Raw genomic sequence first — 17,760 nt, forward strand, 5'->3', positions numbered from 1 at the left:
CGAAGGCGGGGACCCAGTCTGGGCTCCCGCCTTCGCGGGAGAACAGGGGGCGGGGGGGGCACTGGGTCTGGACCGCATCACCGCGGCCCCGGTCCGCCCGCGGTGTCGACGCGCGCCTGCACCGACATTCCCGGCCGCAACCGCGCGCTCAGCGGCTGGCCCGGATCGACGCGGATCCGAACCGCGATCCGCTGCGGGACCTTGGTGAAGTTGCCCGTGGCATTGTCCGCCTTGAGCACCGCGAATTCGGAGCCCGCGGCGGGCGAGATCTGTTCGACATGCCCGGTCAGCCGTTCGTTCGCGAGCCCGTCGACGGTGAACGACGCGGGCTGGCCGACCGCCATCCGCGCGGTCTGCGCCTCCTTGAAATTGGCGATCACCCAGGTTTCCGGCGGCACGAGGAACATCAGCTGCGACCCCGCGGTCACATATTGGCCGAGCCGCACGCCGACTTCGCTCAACCGCCCCGTCTCGGGGGCGCGGATGACCGTGTTGGCAAGGTCGATCCGCGCAAGCTGTCGCGCCGCTTCCGCGCCCGACACGCCGGCCTGCTGGCCGCCGCGTCCGACCTGGACGGTGCGGATGTCCTGCCGGGCGATCTCGCGCGCGGCCTTGGCCTGCTGGACCTGCGCCTGCGCCTGGCGCAGCGCCGCCAGCGTCTGGTCGCGCTCGCGTAACGAGACCGATCCGTCGACCACGAGGTCGTTGACGCGCGCCATGTCCGCCTCGGCGCGCATCAGCTGCGCGGCGGCGTTGGCGACCGCGGCGTCCTGCGCGGCGAGGCTCGCCTGCCGGCTGCGCGCGGTCTGGAGGCTGTTCGACAGCGTCGCCGCCTGCGCATCGACCTGCGCCTGCGCCTGGTCGATCCGCTGGCGATAGATGCGGTCGTCGATCTTCACCAGCGGGTCGCCCTGCTTCACGTCGGCGAAATCGCGCACGAGCACCTGCGTCACATAGCCGCTCACCTGCGGGCTGATCACCGTCGTCCGTCCGCGGACATAGGCGTTGTCGGTCGATTGATAGCTCGTCGCGAACGGCGGCAGCCGCCACGCCGCGAGGACCGCGCAAATCCCCGCGATCGCCAGCACGACGATCACGATGATCACCTTCGCGCTGGGGGGCTGCGGACGCCAGCCCGATCCCACCGGCACCGCGGGGCTTGCCGCCGCGGGGGTGGGGGTTGGGGAGGGCGCTGGCGCCGCCGGTTGGGCCGCCGCGGCGTCCATTTCCGCCTGTTTCTCTTCGGTTGCCGGTCCTTCCGCGACCGGGCTGCGCGCATCGCTCATGTCGTTCCCTCACGCCGCGCCCGTCGTTCGCGTCGTCCACGCCGCACGAGCAGGAACAGGAGGTACCCGAATGTCCCGGCGGCAAGCACCGCGATCAACCGGAAGACGTCGTCATACGCAAGTACGTTTGCTTCGCGCGTCGTGGTTTGGGACAGAATTGCAGTACCTTCCGCGGTGCGCAGCGTCGGATCGACGATCACGCGGCTGACCGCGGCGCCGCCCGCGGCGATCCGCTGCGCGACGATCGGGTCGGTCGGCGAGATCTGCTGGACGAGCGCGGCGCTGTTCGCCTTCTCGCGAATCACCTGATAGCTGCCGAGCAGCGCGGTGCCGCCGAGCCCGCCGAGCGAATTGATGATCCCGAACAGCGCGATGAAGCTGATGATGTGGCCCGCGCCCTGTTTGAGCGCACGCGTCATCCCGAACAGCAGCGCGGGGCCGAGGAAATAGGTCGCGCTGAACCCGATGATCGCCTGCGTCACGTACATCTGCGGCGCGCGCGTCAGGCTGGTCGCGTAGGAATCGAACCACGCGGCGACCGCGACCAGCCCGATCGCGAGCATGATCGGATGGCCGAGCCGTTCGACGTCGAGCGTGACCGCGCTGGCGATCACCCCTGCCACGGAGGCGATGAAGATGATCAGGAAGAACGGCACCAGCTGGTCGTTGTTCTGGCCGAGCAGTGTCAGCAGCCCGACCGAGGCATAGGTCTGTTCGGACAGCACGATGCGCGCCATCACGATCACGACGGTGAACCGGACGATGTCCGCGCTGCCCAGCCAGCGCGTGTTGAGCAGCGGGTTGACGCGGTGGTGCTCGATTGCGATCGCCGCGAGGAACAACGGGATCGCGGCGATCAGCGCCCAGCCGATCCACGGCGCGTTGGTCCACCACACGATCCGCCCGAGCCCGAGCACCGCGGCGAACAGCGCGGTCGAGCTAGCGAACAGCACGAAGGTGAGAAAGTCGAGCGGCTCGAACGCCTTGCTCCGCGTCGTCGGCGGCAGGCGGAGCGCGGCGACCGCGGCGAGCGACAGCAGCGCCAGCCCGAGCTCGAACAGATACAGCGTCCGCCACTGCGACATCGCCAACAGGTCGGGCGAGAACAGCCGCGCGAGCGGCGTCGCGCATTGCGGGATGCCGATCCCCAGCACCACCGCCTTCAGCCGCCATTTCGCGGGCAGCGCCTGCATCACGTAATAAAGGCACAGGCTGCTCAGCGCCGCGCCCGCCATCCCGCTGATCGCGCGCACCGCGATCGCGGTGGCAAAGCCGTGGACGAACAGATGCGCCAGCGTCACGAGCACGTAGAGCGTGAGGAAGATCAGCGCGAACGGCCTCAGCCCGAACTGCGCACGGAACTTGATCATCAGCAGGTTGATGCTGACGTTGGTCATCACATAGACCGTCGGCAGCCACGCGATCTCCGCCGGATCGAGCCCGAGCGCACCCTGCAGCGTATAGGTGTTGGCGCTGATCAGCGCGTTGCCGAACCCCACCGTCAGCCCGAGCAGGATGCCGATCAGCGCATAGGCGATCTGGCGGTGCCGCGGATGCGCGGGCGACCCCGGCGACCCGGGCAGCACGGGCAGCTCGTGCGGCGCGAACGTCCAGTCTTCCTCGCTCAGGAAGCGTCTGATTCTGCGGGCTATCATGGTGGCCGTCTTCTGACATGATCGGGGCAGGACGTCATCCGGGAACGCGGGTGAAGGGCGAGCGATTTCCGAGCAAACAGCACCACCCCGGCCTTCGCCGGGGTGGGGGCCATGGCGGTAGCTCGCTCGTCGCCCCATGCTGCACCGCAGCGGAACATCCCCGCAGCCGCACCGTTGCGCCTTGATGCGCATATTCAGATCGCTCCACATACCGCCCGAATGGGTCTGGCTGGAAAGCGTCGCCGTCGTGTCGGCGGCGGTCGTGTTCGCGCTGGTCGCGCACTGGCTGACGATGCGGATCGCGGGCCATGCGCAGCGGCGGTCGACCGCGAAGACCGACGGGCTTGTCCTCGCGCGCGTTCGCCGGCCGCTGCGCGCGGTGTTCGTCGCGGTCAGCGTCGCGTTCGTCGCGCGGATCCTGCCGATGGACGACGATATCGAGGAATTGTGGAAGCAGATCCTCGGCTTCCTCGTCCCCGCGCTGCTCGGCTGGCTCGCCGTCGCCGCGCTGCGTGCGTTCCAGGACGTGATCGAGATCCGCTCGGACATCACCGTCGAGGACAATCTCCGCGCCAGGCGCAAGCGGACGCGCGCGGCGATCCTCGGGCGGATCGGGACGTTCTTCATCATCTTCATCAGCGTCTGTCTGATGCTGCTGAGCGTGCCGGGCATCCGCTCGATCGGCGTGACGCTGATGGCATCCGCGGGTATCGCCGGCCTCGTCGTCGGTGCCGCCGCGCAGCCTGCGCTGAAGAACCTGATCGCCGGCGTGCAGATGGCGTTCACCGAGCCGATCCGGCTCGACGACGTGCTGATCGTCGACGGCGAATGGGGGCGGGTCGAGCAGATCAACCTGACGTTCGTGGTAATCAAGATCTGGGACGAGCGCCGCCTCGTCGTCCCCGTCTCGAAGTTCCTCGAGCAGAGTTTCCAGAACTGGACGCGCGAGACGAGCCAGCTGATGGGATCGGTGTTCTGGTATGTCGATCCGTCGACCGACGTACCCCGGCTGCGCGAGAAGCTCGCCGAGGTGGTCAAGGCCAACCCGCGCTGGGACGGACGGTTCTTCAACCTCCAGGTGACCGACGTGAAGGCCGACGCGGTCGAACTCCGCGCGCTGATGACCGCCAAGAACGCGTCGGTTGCGTTCGACCTGCGCTGCGACGTGCGCGAGGCGATGCTGGCGTATATTGCGCAGGAGATGCCCGAGGCGATGCCGCGCGGCCGTTTGCTGATGGCGCCGGACCCCGTGCGCGGCGTCGCGTCGTGACGCTGGGGCGGCGCGGGCACCCGTCACCCTGACGAAAGTCAGGGCCCAGGGTCACGAACGCCGCGCTGTGTGGCTCTGGGTCCTGACGTTCGTCAGGATGACGGCAGTGTGTGGAGGCAACTGATAATCCGCCACGGCGAATGTGCATGGTCGCCGTACCCCTCCCGTCCGTCACCCTGACGAAAGTCAGGGCCCAGAGTCACGAACGTCGCGCTATGTGGCTCTGGATCCTGACTTTCGTCAGGATGACGGCGGTGCGTGGGGCAATTGATTATCCGCAACGGCGAATGCGCAACAACGCTGCATCCTACCTACTCCGTCACCCTGACGAAAGTCAGGGCCCAGGGTCACGGGTGCTGCGCTGTGTGGCCCTGGGTCCTGACGTTCGTCAGGATGACGACAACCTGTTACGCCTCAGCATGCTCAGGCGCGTCCTCGAGCGCGGTGATGAACAGTTCACACCACCACATCACGTCCTCGCGGCGGACGTTGTCGATCAGCTTTTCCCACCGCGCCTTGCGTTCCGCGAGCGGCATCTTGAGCGAGCGCGCGATCGCGTCGGCCATCTCCTCGGGGCTGTACGGATTGACCAGCACCGCGTCGGTCAGCTGCGCTGCGGCCCCCGCGAACTGCGACAGGATCAGCACGCCGGGATCCTCGGGATCCTGCGCCGCGACATATTCCTTCGCGACGAGGTTCATCCCGTCGCGAAGCGGCGTCACCAGCCCGACGCGCGCCGCACGGTAGATCCCCGCAAGCACGTCGCGCGGGAAGCCCTGGTTCACATAGCGGATCGGCGTCCAGTCGATGTCCGAAAACTCGCCATTGATCCGCCCCGACATCGAATCGAGATTCGCGCGGATCTCCTGATAGGTGTCGACCTTCTCGCGCGAGGGCGGCGCGATCTGGAGCATGTAGACCAGCCCGCGGTGATCGGGGTGCGACGCGAGGAAGCGCTCATAGCCCGAAAACCGCTCGGCCAGACCCTTCGAGTAATCGAGCCGGTCGACGCCGACGATCAGGCTGCGCCCGGTCGCGGACATGTACATCCGCTCCTTGGCGTGCCGCGCGGCGTTGCTGCTGGCGGACTTCTCGAAATCCGCGGTTTCGATCCCAATCGGTGTGGTGATCGCCTTGATCGTGCGATCGCCGACCGTCACCCAGCCATCCTCGCCGACCACGCCGTCGAGCTGGCTGGTCACGTAATGCAGGAAGCTGTCGAGCCAGTCCTGCGTCTGGAACCCGACCACGTCGTACGCGAACATCGATTCGACGAGCGCGCGGTGGCTCGGCAGCGACAGCAGCATCGCCATCGGCGGCCACGGGATGTGGAGGAAGAAGCCGATCTTGTTCTCGACCCCCAGCTTGCGAAGCTCGCGCCCCAGCGGCACGTGATGATAATCATGCACCCAGACGAGATCGTCGGGTTCGATCAGCGGCAGCACCGTCTCGGCAAAGCGCGTGTTGACGCGCGCATAGCCGCTCGAGAAATCGCGTTCGAACTCGGTCAGGTCGATCCGGTAATGGAACAGCGGCCACAAAGTCCGGTTCGCATAGCCGTTATAATATTCGTCGAAATCCTGTTCCTCGAGGTCGATCGTCGCGGTGGTGACGCCCTTGCCCTGCTGGAAATTGATATGCCCGGTGAAGGTCTCTGTGGTCTCACCCGACCAGCCGAACCACACGCCGCCCTTTTCGCGGAGCGCCGCGAGCAGCGCTACCGCGAGCCCGCCCTGGTTGCCCGAGGGGGCATCGACCGATTGGACACGATTGGAAATGACGACCAGGCGGCTCATCGTACGGCGCTCCAGGGCTTGCTGAGCAGGACCGCGCAGTTGATCAATCCCACCAGCGAATAGGTTTGCGGATAATTCCCCCACAGCTCGCCCGTGTTGGGATCGATATCCTCGGAGAGCAGCCCCGCGGGCGTGCGGCGTGCGACCATCTCGGCGAACAGCGCGCAGGCATCGGCGGTGCGGCCGGTCGCGTGCAGCGCCTCGATCAGCCAGAAGGTACAGACGTTGAACGCGGTATGCGGCAGGCCGAAATCATCCTCGGTCGCATAGCGCAGCATGTGGCTGCCGCGCCGCAGACCCTCCTCGACCGCCTTGAGCGTCGACTGGAACCGCGGATCGTCGGGCGCGAAGAACCGCAGGTCGAGCAGTTGGATCAGGCTTGCGTCGAGATCGTCGCCGCCGAACGTCGCGGAGATACGCTGCGTATCCTCGCGCCACGCGGCCTTCTCGATCGTCGCGCGGATCGTGTCCGCACGCGCGTTCCAGAATGCCCGGCGATCCTCGAGCCCGAGCACGCCTGCCGCATTGGCGAGCCGGTCGCACGCCGCCCAGCACATCGCCGCGGAATAGGTGTGGACATGCGCCTTGGTGCGCAGCTCCCACAGCCCCGCATCGGGCTTGTCATAGGTTTCCCACGCGCGGTCGCCGACCAGCTCGAGGCTCTTGAAGTCCTCCGCGCTCGACATGCGGAACAGCCGCTGGTCGAAGAACGCCTGGACGTCGGACAGGATGATCTGGCCGTACGCGTCGTGCTGGATCTGCTCATAGGCCTGGTTGCCGACGCGCACCGGCCCCATGCCTCGGTACCCGGGCAGCGCGGGCGCGACGCGTTCGACCAAAGTCGCCTCGCCGCCGACGCCGTAGAGCGGCTGGACATGCCCGCCCTTCGACGCATCGACGATGTTGCGCAGATATTCGAGATACCCCTCGAGCACGTCGAGCGCTCCCAGGCGGTTGAGCGCCTGGACCGTGTAATAGGCGTCGCGGATCCAGCAGTAGCGATAGTCCCAGTTGCGCTCCGACCCCTCATGCTCGGGGATCGAGGTGGTGAGCGCGGCGACGATCGCGCCGGTCTCCTCGTGCTGGCACAGTTTCAGCGTGATCGCGGCGCGGATGACGACGTCCTGCCATTCGACCGGGGTCGCGAGCCCGCGCACCCAGTGGCGCCACTCGTCCCGCGTGCGTGCGAGCATCGCCTCGGCCGCCTCGTGCAGCACGCCGGCAAAGCTCTCGTCGGGCCCTAGGAACATGTACATCGGGCGTTCGAGCCGGAACCACCGCTCGTCGACGATATGCCCGACCGGCGCATCGGTCGTCAGCCGGAGCGTCTGGTCGTCCATCAAGAAGCGGATATGGTTCGACCCCTGCGTATGGTCGGTGGCGTGCCCCCAGTTGGTCGCGACGCGCAGGCGGATGCGGATCCGTGGGGATCCGGCGACCGGCCGGACGATCCGGACGAAGCTCGTCGGCCGATAGGTCCGCTCGTCGCGCACGAACCGCGGACAGAAGTCGGTGACCTCGACCGCGTTCCCCGCGGCATCCTCGTGCCGCGTGACGAGGATCGGCGTGTTGCGGATATAGGCCTGGGTCGTCCTGGTGACGCCCTCGAGCTCGATCGACCAGAACCCCGTCTCGGGGGCATCGCCGCCGAGCAGCGCGCAGAACGCCGGGTCGCCGTCGACACGCGGGACGCAGCCCCAGACGAACCGGCCCGTCCGGTCGATCAGCGCCGAGACCTGGCAATTGCCGATCGGCCAGAGGTTCATGTCCGCGGTGCTCGCGCGGAGATCGACGGGTGTGGCGGGGTCGGGGGAGACGGTCATCATGATTCCAATATGGCGGCGATCCAGCCGCGAAGCGCGGCGACGTCGTCGAGACGATAGGTGGCAGCGGTAGGGCGGGGCTCGCCGATCAGGATTCCGGCACCGCCGAGATCGCGTGCCGCCTCGAACCCGTCCTCGTCGGTGACGTCGTCGCCGAAGAAGAACGGCGTGGTGCCCGCCATTCCCGGTGCCGCGATCAGCGTGCGCAGCGCGGCGCCCTTGTCCCCGGCGGTGCGCAGCTCGACCATCATCTTGCCGCGCTGGAGCGTCAGGCCATGCGTCTGCGCGAGCATCTCGGCCAGCGCGACGGCCTCGGCCTCGAACGCGGGGTCCTGTCGATAGTGCAGCCCCGCACCAAGCGTCTTGGCCTCATAGACCAGCCCGTTGCGATCCGCGAAGTCGCGCAGCAGCACCGCGGCACGCTCGAGCGCAGGCGGGCGCGCTGCGGCGACATGACCGTCCTCGGGCGTGCGCCGCTCGGCGCCGTGGCTCCCGGCCACCGCGAAGCGGGCTGCATGATCGCCGAGCATTGCGTCGAGCTGTGCGATCGAGCGCCCGCTGATGATCGACACGCGCCCGGGAAACCGCGCGGCGAGCCGGTCGAGCTGGTCGAGCAGCATCCGCTCGACCACCACCGCGTCGGGCGTCGCCGCCAGATCGACGAGTGTTCCGTCGAAATCGAAGAAGAGACTGGCTGCGTCGAGCACGAGCGGCGGGGCTGCGAGGATATCAGTCGCGGGCTGGCGTTCGGCAAGCATGGTCGTCTAACCCCTGGCAGTCACGCTCCGTTCCGCTGCAACGCAAAATTGGAACGGGAGCGGTTCGATTGGCGCTCTCCGTAGCGGCATTCGCCGCCGCCGTCGCTGCCATGGATTGCTGTCCTCGTCCGCCACCGCCAAGAATCACGGTCTGCGGCCCCCTTCTTCCGTCATCCTGACGAAAGTCAGGACCCAGGGTCCCACACGCAACGCCTGCGGCCTGTAATCCGGATCCAGCCTGCACGATGCCAATCCGCGGAGAGCGGACGACGCACCCGTTCTCGCCTGCGACACTTCGCGACACAAAAGCGCTGGACTACCCCCCGACCGCCCGCCATTCCTGCCGACCATGTTACGCGTCCGTTCCTTTCTTGTTGCGCCCGTCTTGCTCGCCGGCTGCTCGGTAGGGCCGGACTATCACCCTCAGGCCGCGGCCGAGCTGGGCGTTCCCGATGCCTATTCGGTGACCCCGGTCACCACCCCGGAAGACCTGACGCGCTGGTGGCAGCGGTTCGACGACCCGGTGCTTGGGCAGCTCGTCGAGCAGGCGGCGGCGACCAATCTCGACATCGCGCAGAGCGTCGCGCGCCTCCGTCAGGCGCGCGAGAGCCTGATCCAGAACCGCGCGTCGCTGCTGCCGACGCTCAGCGGGTCGGGCGGGTATCAGCGCAATGAAAATCTGCGCGGCGGCGGGCGGTCGTTCACGCTGCCCGACGGAACCGTCGTCGACACCGGCGGCGGCGGGACGAACAGTTTCACGCTGGGCGCGAGCGCAAGCTACCAGGTCGGCGTGTTCGGCGAGATCCGCCGGACGATCGAGGCGAGCCGCGCGGACTATGCCGCATCGGGGTTCGACTATGCCACCGTGCTGATCTCGGTCGAGAGCGAGGTCGCGCGCAATTACGTGCTCGCGCGGTTGTACCAGGGACAGCTCGCCAATGCGCGCGCGTCGCTGACCATCCAGGACGACAATCTCGAGATCGCCGGGTTCCGCGTCCAGGCGGGGCTGGTCTCCAGCCTCGACAGCGAACAGGCGCGGTCGCAGCGCGCGCAGACCGCCGCGACGATCCCCAATCTCGACCAGCAATATGCCGCCGCCGTCGCGCGGATCGGCGTGCTGACGGGGCAGGCGCCGGGCGCGTTGCGCACCCTGATGGCACCCGCAAAGGCGATCCCCGTCGGTCCCGCGGCGGTCGGCGTGGGGATTCCCGGCGATACGCTGCGTCAGCGTCCCGACGTGCGCTCCGCCGAACGCGCGCTCGCCGCGGCGACCGCGCGGATCGGCGTCGCCAAGGCGCAGTTGTATCCCGCGCTCGCGATCACCGGCAACATCAACACCAACGCGACCTCGATCGGCAATATCGGCGATGCGATCACCGGCGGGCTGTTCGCGGGGCTGACGCAGGCGATCTTCAATGGCGGGCGGTTGCGCAGCCAGGTGCGTACGAGCGAGGCGGCCACCGATGGCGCGTTCGCCTTCTACCGCGCGACGATCCTCACCGCGCTTGAGGACGTCGAGAACGCGGTCGTCGCGCTGCAAACGGCGCAGGAACGCGAGCGGCAGTTTGCGATCGCGCTCGATGCCGCGAACAATTCCGCGATCCTCAGCCGCAGCCAGTACCGCACCGGGCTGACCGATTTCACGACGCTCAACCAGCAGGAAATCGCGCTGTTGTCGGCGCGGAACGGCGCCACCCAGGCGCGTGCCGACGCCGCGACCGCGCTGATCGCGCTGTACGCGGCGCTGGGCGGCGGCTGGGATTCCACGACCATTCCGGAAGCGCCGGTTCGCGCCCCGGCATCTTCAGAGGCACGCTGATGGCCGACGCAACGATCGACGACTTTCTCGGCGTGAAGCCGCAGGCCCCCTGGAAACGCTATATCAAATGGGTCGCGATCGCGATCGGCGTGGTGCTGCTGTGCCTGCTCCTCGCGCGCTGTTTCGGCGCCAAGGAGCAGACGCAATATTCGACCGCGCCCGCGCGTCGCGGCAATCTGACCGTCACCGTCTCGGCGACGGGCAAGCTCGCACCGACCACGCAGGTCACCGTCGGGTCGCAGCTTTCGGGGCTCGTCACGAAGGTCGTGGTCGACGTCAACGACCGCGTCGTCGCGGGCCAGCCGCTCGCGCTGATCGATCCCGAGCAGCTCGACGACCAGATCCGCCAGACCAGCGCCCAGCTCGCGGCGAACCAGGCGCAGGTCAATCAGGCGCAGGCGACCGTCGCCGAGTCGCGCGCGCAGCTCAACCGTCTCGAGGAGGTCGCACGGCTGTCGGGCGGCCGCGTCCCGTCGAAGACCGAATTGCAGGCAGGACGCGCCGACTTCCAGCGTGCGCTCGCCGCGCAGAAGGTCGCCGAGGCCAATGTCGTCGCCAGCCGCGCCGCGCTGGCGCAGAACCAGACGCAGCGCGCGCGGGCGATCATCCGCTCGCCGGTGACGGGCGTCGTGCTCGCGCGGCAGATCGATCCGGGCCAGACCGTCGCGTCGTCGTTCAACACGCCGACGCTGTTCGTGATCGCCGAGGACCTCACCAAGATGAAGCTCGAGGTCGCGATCGACGAGGCGGACGTCGGCGAGGTCAAGATCGGCCAGCGCGCGAACTTCACCGTCGATGCGTTCCCCGGCCAGACCTTCCCCGCGACGATCACGCGCGTCGATCTTGGTTCGAACCTGACCGTCAGCGCGGCGACCGCGTCGTCCTCGACGACCGGCACGACCGCGACGACCGGGCAGGTGGTGTCCTATGCTGCCGATCTCACCGTCGCCAACCCGACGCTGACGCTGCGCCCCGGGATGACCGCGACCGCGGACATCGTGACGTCGGACAAGCAGCGCGTGCTGCTCGTCCCGAACGCCGCGCTTCGCTTCAAGCCGACGACGACGACGGGGGATTCGGGCGGCGGGATCGCCGGGTCGCTGACCTTCCGCCCGCGTCGCGGCGGCGGCGCCGAGCGGACCGCGACGCTCGGCCGCGGTGCGCAGCAGACGATCTACATCAAGGGTGCGGACGGTACGCCGCAGCCCGTCCAGATCACCACCGGTGACACCAACGGCACGATGACCGAGGTCCTGTCGGGCAATCTCCAGCCTGGCGCACAGGTGATCACCGGCCAGCTCGCGAGCGGCGACGACGCGACCAAGCGCGGTGGCGGCGGTAGTGGCGGCGGCCGTCGCTCGGGCGGCGCAAGCAAGGGTGGGGGCGGTGGCCAGTAACGCCCCCATCATCGCCGCGGGCCCGGACGGCCCGCCGGCGCTCATCTCGCTGCGCGGCGTCACCAAGACGTACGGGCAGGGCGCAACGATGTTCCAGGCGCTCAAAGGCGTCGACCTCGACATCGCGGCGGGCGATTTCGTCGCGGTGATGGGGCCGTCGGGGTCGGGCAAGTCGACGACGATGAACATCCTCGGCTGCCTCGACGTGCCGAGCGACGGGACCTTCCTGTTCCGCGGGCACCATGTCGAAACGCTCGACCGCGACCAGCGCGCACTGCTCCGGCGGAAGTATCTCGGGTTCGTCTTCCAGGGGTTCAACCTGCTGAGCCGGACGTCGGCGCTCGAGAATGTCGAGCTCCCGCTGCTCTATCGCGGCGACGAGAAGCGCGCGCGGCGCGCGGCGGCGATGGCGAGCCTCGACACGGTCGGGCTCGCCGACTGGTGGGACCACACGCCCGCCGAGCTGTCGGGCGGCCAGCAGCAGCGCGTGGCAATCGCGCGCGCGCTGGTGACCAGCCCCGACGTGCTGCTTGCGGACGAGCCGACCGGCAACCTCGACAGCGAACGCTCGGTCGAGATCATGCAGCTGCTGACGCGGCTCAACGCGGAGCAGGGGATCACCGTGCTGATGGTCACGCACGAACCCGACATGGCCGCGTTCGCGCGCACCGTCGTGCATTTCAGGGACGGCCTGGTGGAACGCATCGAAAGCCAGCATCGCCAGGGCGAGAGGGTGGAGTCGTGATGTCCCTCCCACTTCAGAGGCACGGAGCCGCCCGACACCGTCATTCCCGCGCAGGCGGGAATCCAGACGGGCGAGCGTCGCGGCAAGACCCCGGGCCCTTGAGCATCTGGATCCCCGCCTGCGCGGGGATGACGAGCCTTTGTGGCCGGTCTTTCGGGCAGGTCCGACATGACCACGGCGTCGGGATGATCCGCTGATGTTCGGCACCACGCTCTCGCTCGCGCTGCGGTCGATCCGGCGGCATCTGCTGCGGTCGTTCCTGACCATTCTCGGCATCGTCATCGGCGTCGGCGCGGTCGTCACGATGGTCACGCTCGGCAAGGCGACCACCGCGGCGGTGCAGCAGTCGATCTCCGCGCTTGGCACCAACATCCTCCAGATACGTCCGGGCCAGGGCTTCGGCCGCGGTGGTGGCGGGCCGCGTCCGCCCGACTTCAAGCCCGAGGATGTCGAGGCGATCGCCAACCAGGTCACCGGCGTCACCGCGGTCGCGCCGCAGGCGCAGGCGACCGCGACCGCGATCTACGAGGGCGCGAACTGGTCGACGACGATCAACGGCACCACCAGCGCCTATTTCCAGGTCCAGCCCTGGCCGCTCGCGACCGGGCGGATCTTCACCCCGCTCGAGGAGGCGTCGGGCAAGGCGGTGTGCATCATCGGCAATACGGTGCGTACCAACCTGTTCCGCGGCGGGGACGCGGTGGGCCTCCGCATGCGGATCGGCGCGATCAGCTGCGACGTGATCGGCGTGCTGTCGACGCGCGGGCAGGCGGGCTTTGGCGGCGATCAGGACGACGTCGTCATCATGCCGCTCAAGGCGGTCCAGCGGCGTTTCACCGGCAACCGCGACATCCGCCTGATGCTGGTGGGCGTCGACCAGAAATTCTCGACCGCGACGGTTCAGGCGTCGATCACCGACCTGCTGCGCGAGCGCCGGACGATTACCGGCGGCAAGGAAGATGATTTCAACATCTTCGATACCAAGCAGATCTCGGACACGCTGACGGGCACGACGACGCTGCTGACCGGGATCGTCGCCGCGGTCGCGGGGATCAGCCTGGTCGTCGGCGGGATCGGGATCATGAACATCATGCTGGTGTCGGTGACCGAGCGGACGCGCGAGATCGGCATCCGCCTCGCGATCGGTGCGGTCGCGCGCGAGGTGCTGTTGCAGTTCCTCGTCGAGGCGATCGTGCTGTCGTGCCTCGGCGGCCTTGTCGGGCTCGTCATCGCGCAGCTCGCGATCGCGGTCATCGCGCCGCTGATCAAGGTGCAGTGGATCTTCGTGCCCGAGATCAACATCTTCGCGTTCGCGATCTCCGCGGTGATCGGCGTCGTGTTCGGCTATTTCCCCGCACGTCGCGCCGCGGCGATGAACCCTATCGACGCGTTAAGGCACGAGTGATCGCCGCGCGGGGATCGTGGACGAGCGCCTGCAGCCGCTCCAGATCCTCGGGCGTGTCGATGTCGATCAGCTCGGCGGGCGCGGTGACGACGTGGCGCCCCGCCTTCACCAGATCGCGCGCGCCCGCATCGCCGTCGAGAGTCAGCAGGAAATCGAACCGCCCGCGCCCGAACAGCGCAGGCGGGCTCGGCTTCTCGCCATCGCTCGACGCGACCACCGCGTCCGCGCTGTCGGCGGCATCGAGCATGCGGTAGACATGCGCCGCGGTGACGCGCGGCATGTCGGCGAGCGCGATCAGCACCGCCGCGGCGCCGTCGTCCTTCGCACGCTGCACGCCCAGCTTGACCGATTGCGACATGCCCGAGGCGGCGTCGTCATTGTGGACGATCTCGAACCGCTCGCTGATGAAGTCGAGCTTGCACCCGTCAGTGACCGCCAGCCGCCGCTTGAACGGGATGTTCTCGAACGCGGTGACGACGTGCAACCCGAGCGGCTTGTTGAGGAACGGCACCTCGAGCTTGTTCGGGATGCCGAACCGCTCGGACCGCCCGGCGGCGAGCAGGATGAGGACGACGTCTTCAGCCGCGATCATGGAACGCTCCGATCATCGCCGCCGCGATCGACAGCGCGATTTCCGATGGCCCGATCGCGCCGATATCGACTCCGACCGGCGCATCGATCCGGTCGATAGCCTCGGCCGTAACGCCCTCCGATGCAAGCCGCTCGCGCCGCGCCGCATGGCTCTTGCGGCTGCCGAGCGCGCCGACATAGGCGGCGTCGCTCGCAAGCGCGGCGATCAGCGCGGGGTCGTCAATCTTGATGTCGTGGCTCAGCGTGACGACCGCGGTCGACGGACCCGGTCGGTACGCCGCGATCGCCTCGTCGGGCCAGCGATCGTCGAGCGTGACGCCCGGAAACCGTTCGTCCGTCAGGAACCGTGCGCGCGGATCGATCACGACGGTGGCGATGCCGAGCTCGCGCGCGAGCCCGACCAGCGCCTGCGCGATCTGCACCGCGCCGACGATCAGCAGCCGCCGCGGCGGGTCGTAGCGATTAAGGAAGACCTCGCCCGTCTCGAGCGGTCGCGCGTCGCTGTGCCCGGTCTTGAGGTCGGTTGAGACGGTCAGCGCATCGCCCTGGTCGCGCGCATCGGCGATCCGGTCGAACAGTTCGGGATCGAACCCCTCGGCCGAGACGGGCTGCACCATCACTGCGATCTCGCCGCCGCACGGCAGCCCGACTTCCCAGGCTGCTGCATCGGCGACGCCGTAGTTGCGGACCTGGAACGGCGCGCCCGCGATCACCTCGGCGGCGGTGGCGAGGATGTCGCTCTCGACGCAGCCGCCCGACACCGATCCCTCGAACCGGCCATCGGCGTGGACGAGCATGTGGCTCCCCTTGGGTCGCGGCGCGGATCCCCAGGTCGAGACGACCGTGGCGATCGCCATCTTCTCGCCCTTCCACGCCTTGGCGGCGGCAATCACGCTATCGTTCTCGGCCATGTCTTCTCTCTCTTCTCGTTCCTCCGCCTCGGCGTGGGAACAGACTTTATATCGCGGGCAAGCCCTCGAGCAGCTTGTCGAGCGTCACCGGGAAGTCGCGTACCCGCACCCCGGTCGCGTTGTAGATTGCGTTCGCCACCGCCGCGCCCGCGCCCGAGATGCCGAGCTCTCCGACCCCCTTGGCGCCGGCCGGGTTGGCGGAGTCGTCGATCTCCTCGATGAAATGCACCTCGAGCTGCGGAATGTCGGCGTTCACCGCGACATGATATTCGCCGAAATCGGGGTTCACGAACGCGCCCGTCCGCGTGTCGACGATGCCTTCTTCGCTGAGCGCATAGGCGATTCCCCACGCCATCCCGCCGGTGACCTGGCTCGTCGCGGTCTTGCGGTTGAGCACGCGGCCGACATCGAACACGCCGAGCATCCGCCGCACGCGCGTCTCGCCCGTCACCGCGTTGACCGCGACCTCGACGAAGTGCGCGCCGTGGCTCGCCTGGCTGGTGCGCTTGCTCTCCTTGCCCGGCCCGGTCTTGCCCATCGCCACGATGGGCTCGCCGCGGACGAGATCGGCGAGCGCCACCTGCCGCCCGCCCGCACTCACGCAGCCATCGTGCAGGCTCAGCTCTTCGGGCGCCGCATTCATCCGCAGCGCGAGTTCGCCAAGGATGTCCTCGCACGCGAGCATCACCGCGGACGCGGCACTTCCTGCGCCGAACGACCCGCCAGAGCCAGCGCTCGGCGGGAAATCGGTATCGCCCAGCCGCACGTTGATATCGGCCACCGGCAACCCGAGCATCTCGCCCGCGGTCTGCGCGAGGATCGTGTACGTCCCCGTGCCGATATCGGTCATGTCGCACTCGACCGTCGCGCGGCCATCCGCCTCCAGCCGCACGCGCGCCTGCGCCTCGACGGTGAAGTTGCCGCGCAGGCTCGCCGCCATGCCGATCCCGATCAGCCACTCGCCCTCGCGCACCGATCCCGGCGCGGGCAAAGTGGCGGGCCAGCCGAACCGCTTGGCACCCTGCTCGTAGCAATCGAGCATCCGCCGCGTGGAGAAGGGCTTGCCGCTCACCGGATCGGTCTCGGGCTCGTTGCGGCGCCGCAACTCGACCGGATCGATCCCGAGCTGCTCGGCCAGCTCGTCCATCGCGCATTCGACGCCGAAAGTGCCGACCGCCTCGCCCGGCGCGCGGACCGCACCGCTCGCGGGCAGGTCGACGCGGACGAGGTCGGTCTTGAACCGCCGCGCTTCGCCCCGGTACAGCGGCAACGTCCCGAACGGCACCGGCTCGAGGAACTCACCATCGTCGTTCTGCGCGACGACGCTCTCGTGGCCCATGCCGAGGATGACGCCGTCCTCGTCCGCCGCGATCCGGATCCGCTGCGTGGTGTGCGAGCGGTGGTGAACCATGTACGCGGTCTGCCGGCGCGGCAGCGCGATCTTCACCGGCCGCCCGACGACCTCCGCCGCGATCGCCGCGAGGATCGCCTCCGCGCCGACGCCCGTCTTCCCGCCGAACCCGCCGCCGACATAGGGCGCGAGCACGCGCACCGAGTCCGCGTCGATCTTGAGCGCCTTGGCGATGGTCTTGCGCGCGCCGCCGATCACCTGGTTGCTCGAGCGGACGGTGAGCTTTCCGTTCTCCCACAAGGCGGTCGTCGCATGCGGTTCGAGCGCGGCGGGAAAGTGTACGGGGGTCGTGTAGGTCTGGTCGAACGTCACCGCCGCACCGGCCATCACCGCGTCGAGATCGCCCTTGTCGATCGGTGGGAGGAAGCCGATCTCGGGCTTGGTATCGACCGGCTGGGCCTCGACGTCGAACCGGTCCTCGCCCGCTTCGGTCCGGACCACGACCAGCGCGGCGGCGTCGCGCGCGATCGCCTGGTCCTCCGCGACGACGATCGCGACGGGCTGGCCAAGGTGGAGGATGACGTCGGTATCGCACAGCGGCATCGCGCGCGAGTTGGACTCGCCGGCAGGCATGCGCGGATCGTCGTGGATGACGGCAATCACGCCGGGCAGCGCCTCGGCGGCGCTGACGTCGATCCCGAGGATCCGTCCGCTGCCGACGGGCGTACCGACGATCGCGGCATAGGCGATGCGCTCGGGCGTGCCCTCATACGCGTAATCCGCAACGCCGGTGACCTTTGCGGGGCCTTCGATCCGGTCCAGCCCAAGCCCGAGAACGCCCTGCTTCGCACGGCCAAGCCCCGCCGGCCGAAACGCCGCATCCATCACGTGTTCGTTCATTCTGGCATCCTCGGGTGAAGTGCGAAAGATAGGGGCGGGCGGTACGTTTGACG

The 17,760-nt window shown here is 68.5% G+C and carries 13 protein-coding genes; 5 read left to right on the forward strand and 8 right to left on the reverse strand.

Annotated features, from left to right (window positions below; all coding sequences use genetic code 11):
* Positions 1 to 77 precede the first annotated feature (77 nt).
* Positions 78 to 1,286, reverse strand: a complete 1,209-nt coding sequence (locus tag AC0CH3_RS12145; RefSeq protein ID WP_354303970.1) for an HlyD family secretion protein — start codon at positions 1,284 to 1,286, stop codon at positions 78 to 80.
* Positions 1,283 to 2,941: an MFS transporter gene (locus AC0CH3_RS12150; protein WP_333994808.1), complete on the reverse strand. Its 1,659-nt coding sequence runs from the start codon at positions 2,939 to 2,941 to the stop codon at positions 1,283 to 1,285. Before AC0CH3_RS12150 ends, AC0CH3_RS12145 begins: the two co-directional genes overlap by 4 nt.
* A 184-nt stretch (positions 2,942 to 3,125) precedes the next feature.
* Between AC0CH3_RS12150 and AC0CH3_RS12155 the strand changes: the two genes are divergently transcribed.
* Complete coding sequence (locus AC0CH3_RS12155; RefSeq protein ID WP_465237940.1) at positions 3,126 to 4,211, forward strand: mechanosensitive ion channel family protein; 1,086 nt, start codon at positions 3,126 to 3,128, stop codon at positions 4,209 to 4,211.
* Positions 4,212 to 4,618: 407 nt separating this feature from the next.
* Here the strand turns inward: AC0CH3_RS12155 and AC0CH3_RS12160 are convergent, their stop codons facing one another.
* From AC0CH3_RS12160 to otsB, 3 genes are read right to left on the reverse strand one after another with little or no spacing between them, the layout of a single operon-like run.
* On the reverse strand, positions 4,619 to 6,007 hold the full coding sequence (locus AC0CH3_RS12160) for an alpha,alpha-trehalose-phosphate synthase (UDP-forming) (protein ID WP_465237941.1): 1,389 nt from the start codon (positions 6,005 to 6,007) through the stop codon (positions 4,619 to 4,621).
* Positions 6,004 to 7,830: a glycoside hydrolase family 15 protein gene (locus AC0CH3_RS12165; RefSeq protein WP_333994804.1), complete on the reverse strand. Its 1,827-nt coding sequence runs from the start codon at positions 7,828 to 7,830 to the stop codon at positions 6,004 to 6,006. Before AC0CH3_RS12165 ends, AC0CH3_RS12160 begins: the two co-directional genes overlap by 4 nt.
* Positions 7,830 to 8,588 carry a trehalose-phosphatase gene (otsB, locus tag AC0CH3_RS12170; RefSeq protein ID WP_354303975.1) on the reverse strand — a complete coding sequence of 253 codons (759 nt, stop codon included), beginning with the start codon at positions 8,586 to 8,588 and terminating at the stop codon, positions 7,830 to 7,832. The genes AC0CH3_RS12165 and otsB overlap by 1 nt, the downstream gene beginning before the upstream one ends.
* A 349-nt stretch (positions 8,589 to 8,937) precedes the next feature.
* Here otsB and AC0CH3_RS12175 point away from each other — a divergent pair, with 349 nt between their 5' ends.
* The 4 genes from AC0CH3_RS12175 to AC0CH3_RS12190 all read left to right on the forward strand — a co-directional run bounded on the left by AC0CH3_RS12175 (position 8,938) and on the right by AC0CH3_RS12190 (position 13,954).
* Positions 8,938 to 10,407 (forward strand): efflux transporter outer membrane subunit, encoded by a 1,470-nt coding sequence (locus AC0CH3_RS12175; protein WP_354303977.1) that lies wholly within the window; start codon positions 8,938 to 8,940, stop codon positions 10,405 to 10,407.
* Positions 10,407 to 11,804 carry an efflux RND transporter periplasmic adaptor subunit gene (locus tag AC0CH3_RS12180; protein WP_354303979.1) on the forward strand — a complete coding sequence of 466 codons (1,398 nt, stop codon included), beginning with the start codon at positions 10,407 to 10,409 and terminating at the stop codon, positions 11,802 to 11,804. The genes AC0CH3_RS12175 and AC0CH3_RS12180 overlap by 1 nt, the downstream gene beginning before the upstream one ends.
* A gap of 88 nt (positions 11,805 to 11,892) precedes the next feature.
* Positions 11,893 to 12,549: an ABC transporter ATP-binding protein gene (locus tag AC0CH3_RS12185; RefSeq protein WP_156350207.1), complete on the forward strand. Its 657-nt coding sequence runs from the start codon at positions 11,893 to 11,895 to the stop codon at positions 12,547 to 12,549.
* Between the two features lie 196 nt (positions 12,550 to 12,745).
* Positions 12,746 to 13,954 carry an ABC transporter permease gene (locus AC0CH3_RS12190; RefSeq protein ID WP_056016722.1) on the forward strand — a complete coding sequence of 403 codons (1,209 nt, stop codon included), beginning with the start codon at positions 12,746 to 12,748 and terminating at the stop codon, positions 13,952 to 13,954.
* Here AC0CH3_RS12190 and AC0CH3_RS12195 read toward each other — a convergent pair.
* The 3 genes from AC0CH3_RS12195 to AC0CH3_RS12205 are packed head-to-tail and all read right to left on the reverse strand — an operon-like array spanning position 13,929 to position 17,707.
* Positions 13,929 to 14,546, reverse strand: a complete 618-nt coding sequence (locus AC0CH3_RS12195) for a nucleotidyltransferase family protein (protein ID WP_354303981.1) — start codon at positions 14,544 to 14,546, stop codon at positions 13,929 to 13,931. The two genes, AC0CH3_RS12190 and AC0CH3_RS12195, sit on opposite strands and share 26 nt — an antisense overlap.
* A complete protein-coding gene (locus tag AC0CH3_RS12200) occupies positions 14,533 to 15,456 on the reverse strand; it encodes an XdhC family protein (RefSeq protein WP_056016717.1) in 924 nt (307 codons plus the stop codon). The genes AC0CH3_RS12195 and AC0CH3_RS12200 overlap by 14 nt, the downstream gene beginning before the upstream one ends.
* A 46-nt stretch (positions 15,457 to 15,502) precedes the next feature.
* On the reverse strand, positions 15,503 to 17,707 hold the full coding sequence (locus AC0CH3_RS12205) for a xanthine dehydrogenase family protein molybdopterin-binding subunit (RefSeq protein WP_354303984.1): 2,205 nt from the start codon (positions 17,705 to 17,707) through the stop codon (positions 15,503 to 15,505).
* Between the last annotated feature and the right edge of the window lie 53 nt (positions 17,708 to 17,760).

The sequence above is a fragment of the Sphingomonas sp. AC449 genome, assembly GCF_979253475.1.

Bases quoted from the DNA above. Each gene is read 5' to 3' on its own strand.
- AC0CH3_RS12190 (WP_056016722.1), top strand. From the start codon at position 12,746: ATGTTCGGCACCACGCTCTCGCTCGCGCTGCGGTCGATCCGGCGGCAT.
- AC0CH3_RS12175 (WP_354303977.1), top strand. From the start codon at position 8,938: ATGTTACGCGTCCGTTCCTTTCTTGTTGCGCCCGTCTTGCTCGCCGGC.
- otsB (WP_354303975.1), bottom strand. From the start codon at position 8,588: ATGCTTGCCGAACGCCAGCCCGCGACTGATATCCTCGCAGCCCCGCCG.
- AC0CH3_RS12155 (WP_465237940.1), top strand. From the start codon at position 3,126: ATGCGCATATTCAGATCGCTCCACATACCGCCCGAATGGGTCTGGCTG.
- AC0CH3_RS12180 (WP_354303979.1), top strand. From the start codon at position 10,407: ATGGCCGACGCAACGATCGACGACTTTCTCGGCGTGAAGCCGCAGGCC.
- AC0CH3_RS12200 (WP_056016717.1), bottom strand. From the start codon at position 15,456: ATGGCCGAGAACGATAGCGTGATTGCCGCCGCCAAGGCGTGGAAGGGC.
- AC0CH3_RS12145 (WP_354303970.1), bottom strand. From the start codon at position 1,286: ATGAGCGATGCGCGCAGCCCGGTCGCGGAAGGACCGGCAACCGAAGAG.
- AC0CH3_RS12205 (WP_354303984.1), bottom strand. From the start codon at position 17,707: ATGAACGAACACGTGATGGATGCGGCGTTTCGGCCGGCGGGGCTTGGC.
- AC0CH3_RS12160 (WP_465237941.1), bottom strand. From the start codon at position 6,007: ATGAGCCGCCTGGTCGTCATTTCCAATCGTGTCCAATCGGTCGATGCC.
- AC0CH3_RS12165 (WP_333994804.1), bottom strand. From the start codon at position 7,830: ATGACCGTCTCCCCCGACCCCGCCACACCCGTCGATCTCCGCGCGAGC.
- AC0CH3_RS12195 (WP_354303981.1), bottom strand. From the start codon at position 14,546: ATGATCGCGGCTGAAGACGTCGTCCTCATCCTGCTCGCCGCCGGGCGG.
- AC0CH3_RS12185 (WP_156350207.1), top strand. From the start codon at position 11,893: ATGTTCCAGGCGCTCAAAGGCGTCGACCTCGACATCGCGGCGGGCGAT.
- AC0CH3_RS12150 (WP_333994808.1), bottom strand. From the start codon at position 2,941: ATGATAGCCCGCAGAATCAGACGCTTCCTGAGCGAGGAAGACTGGACG.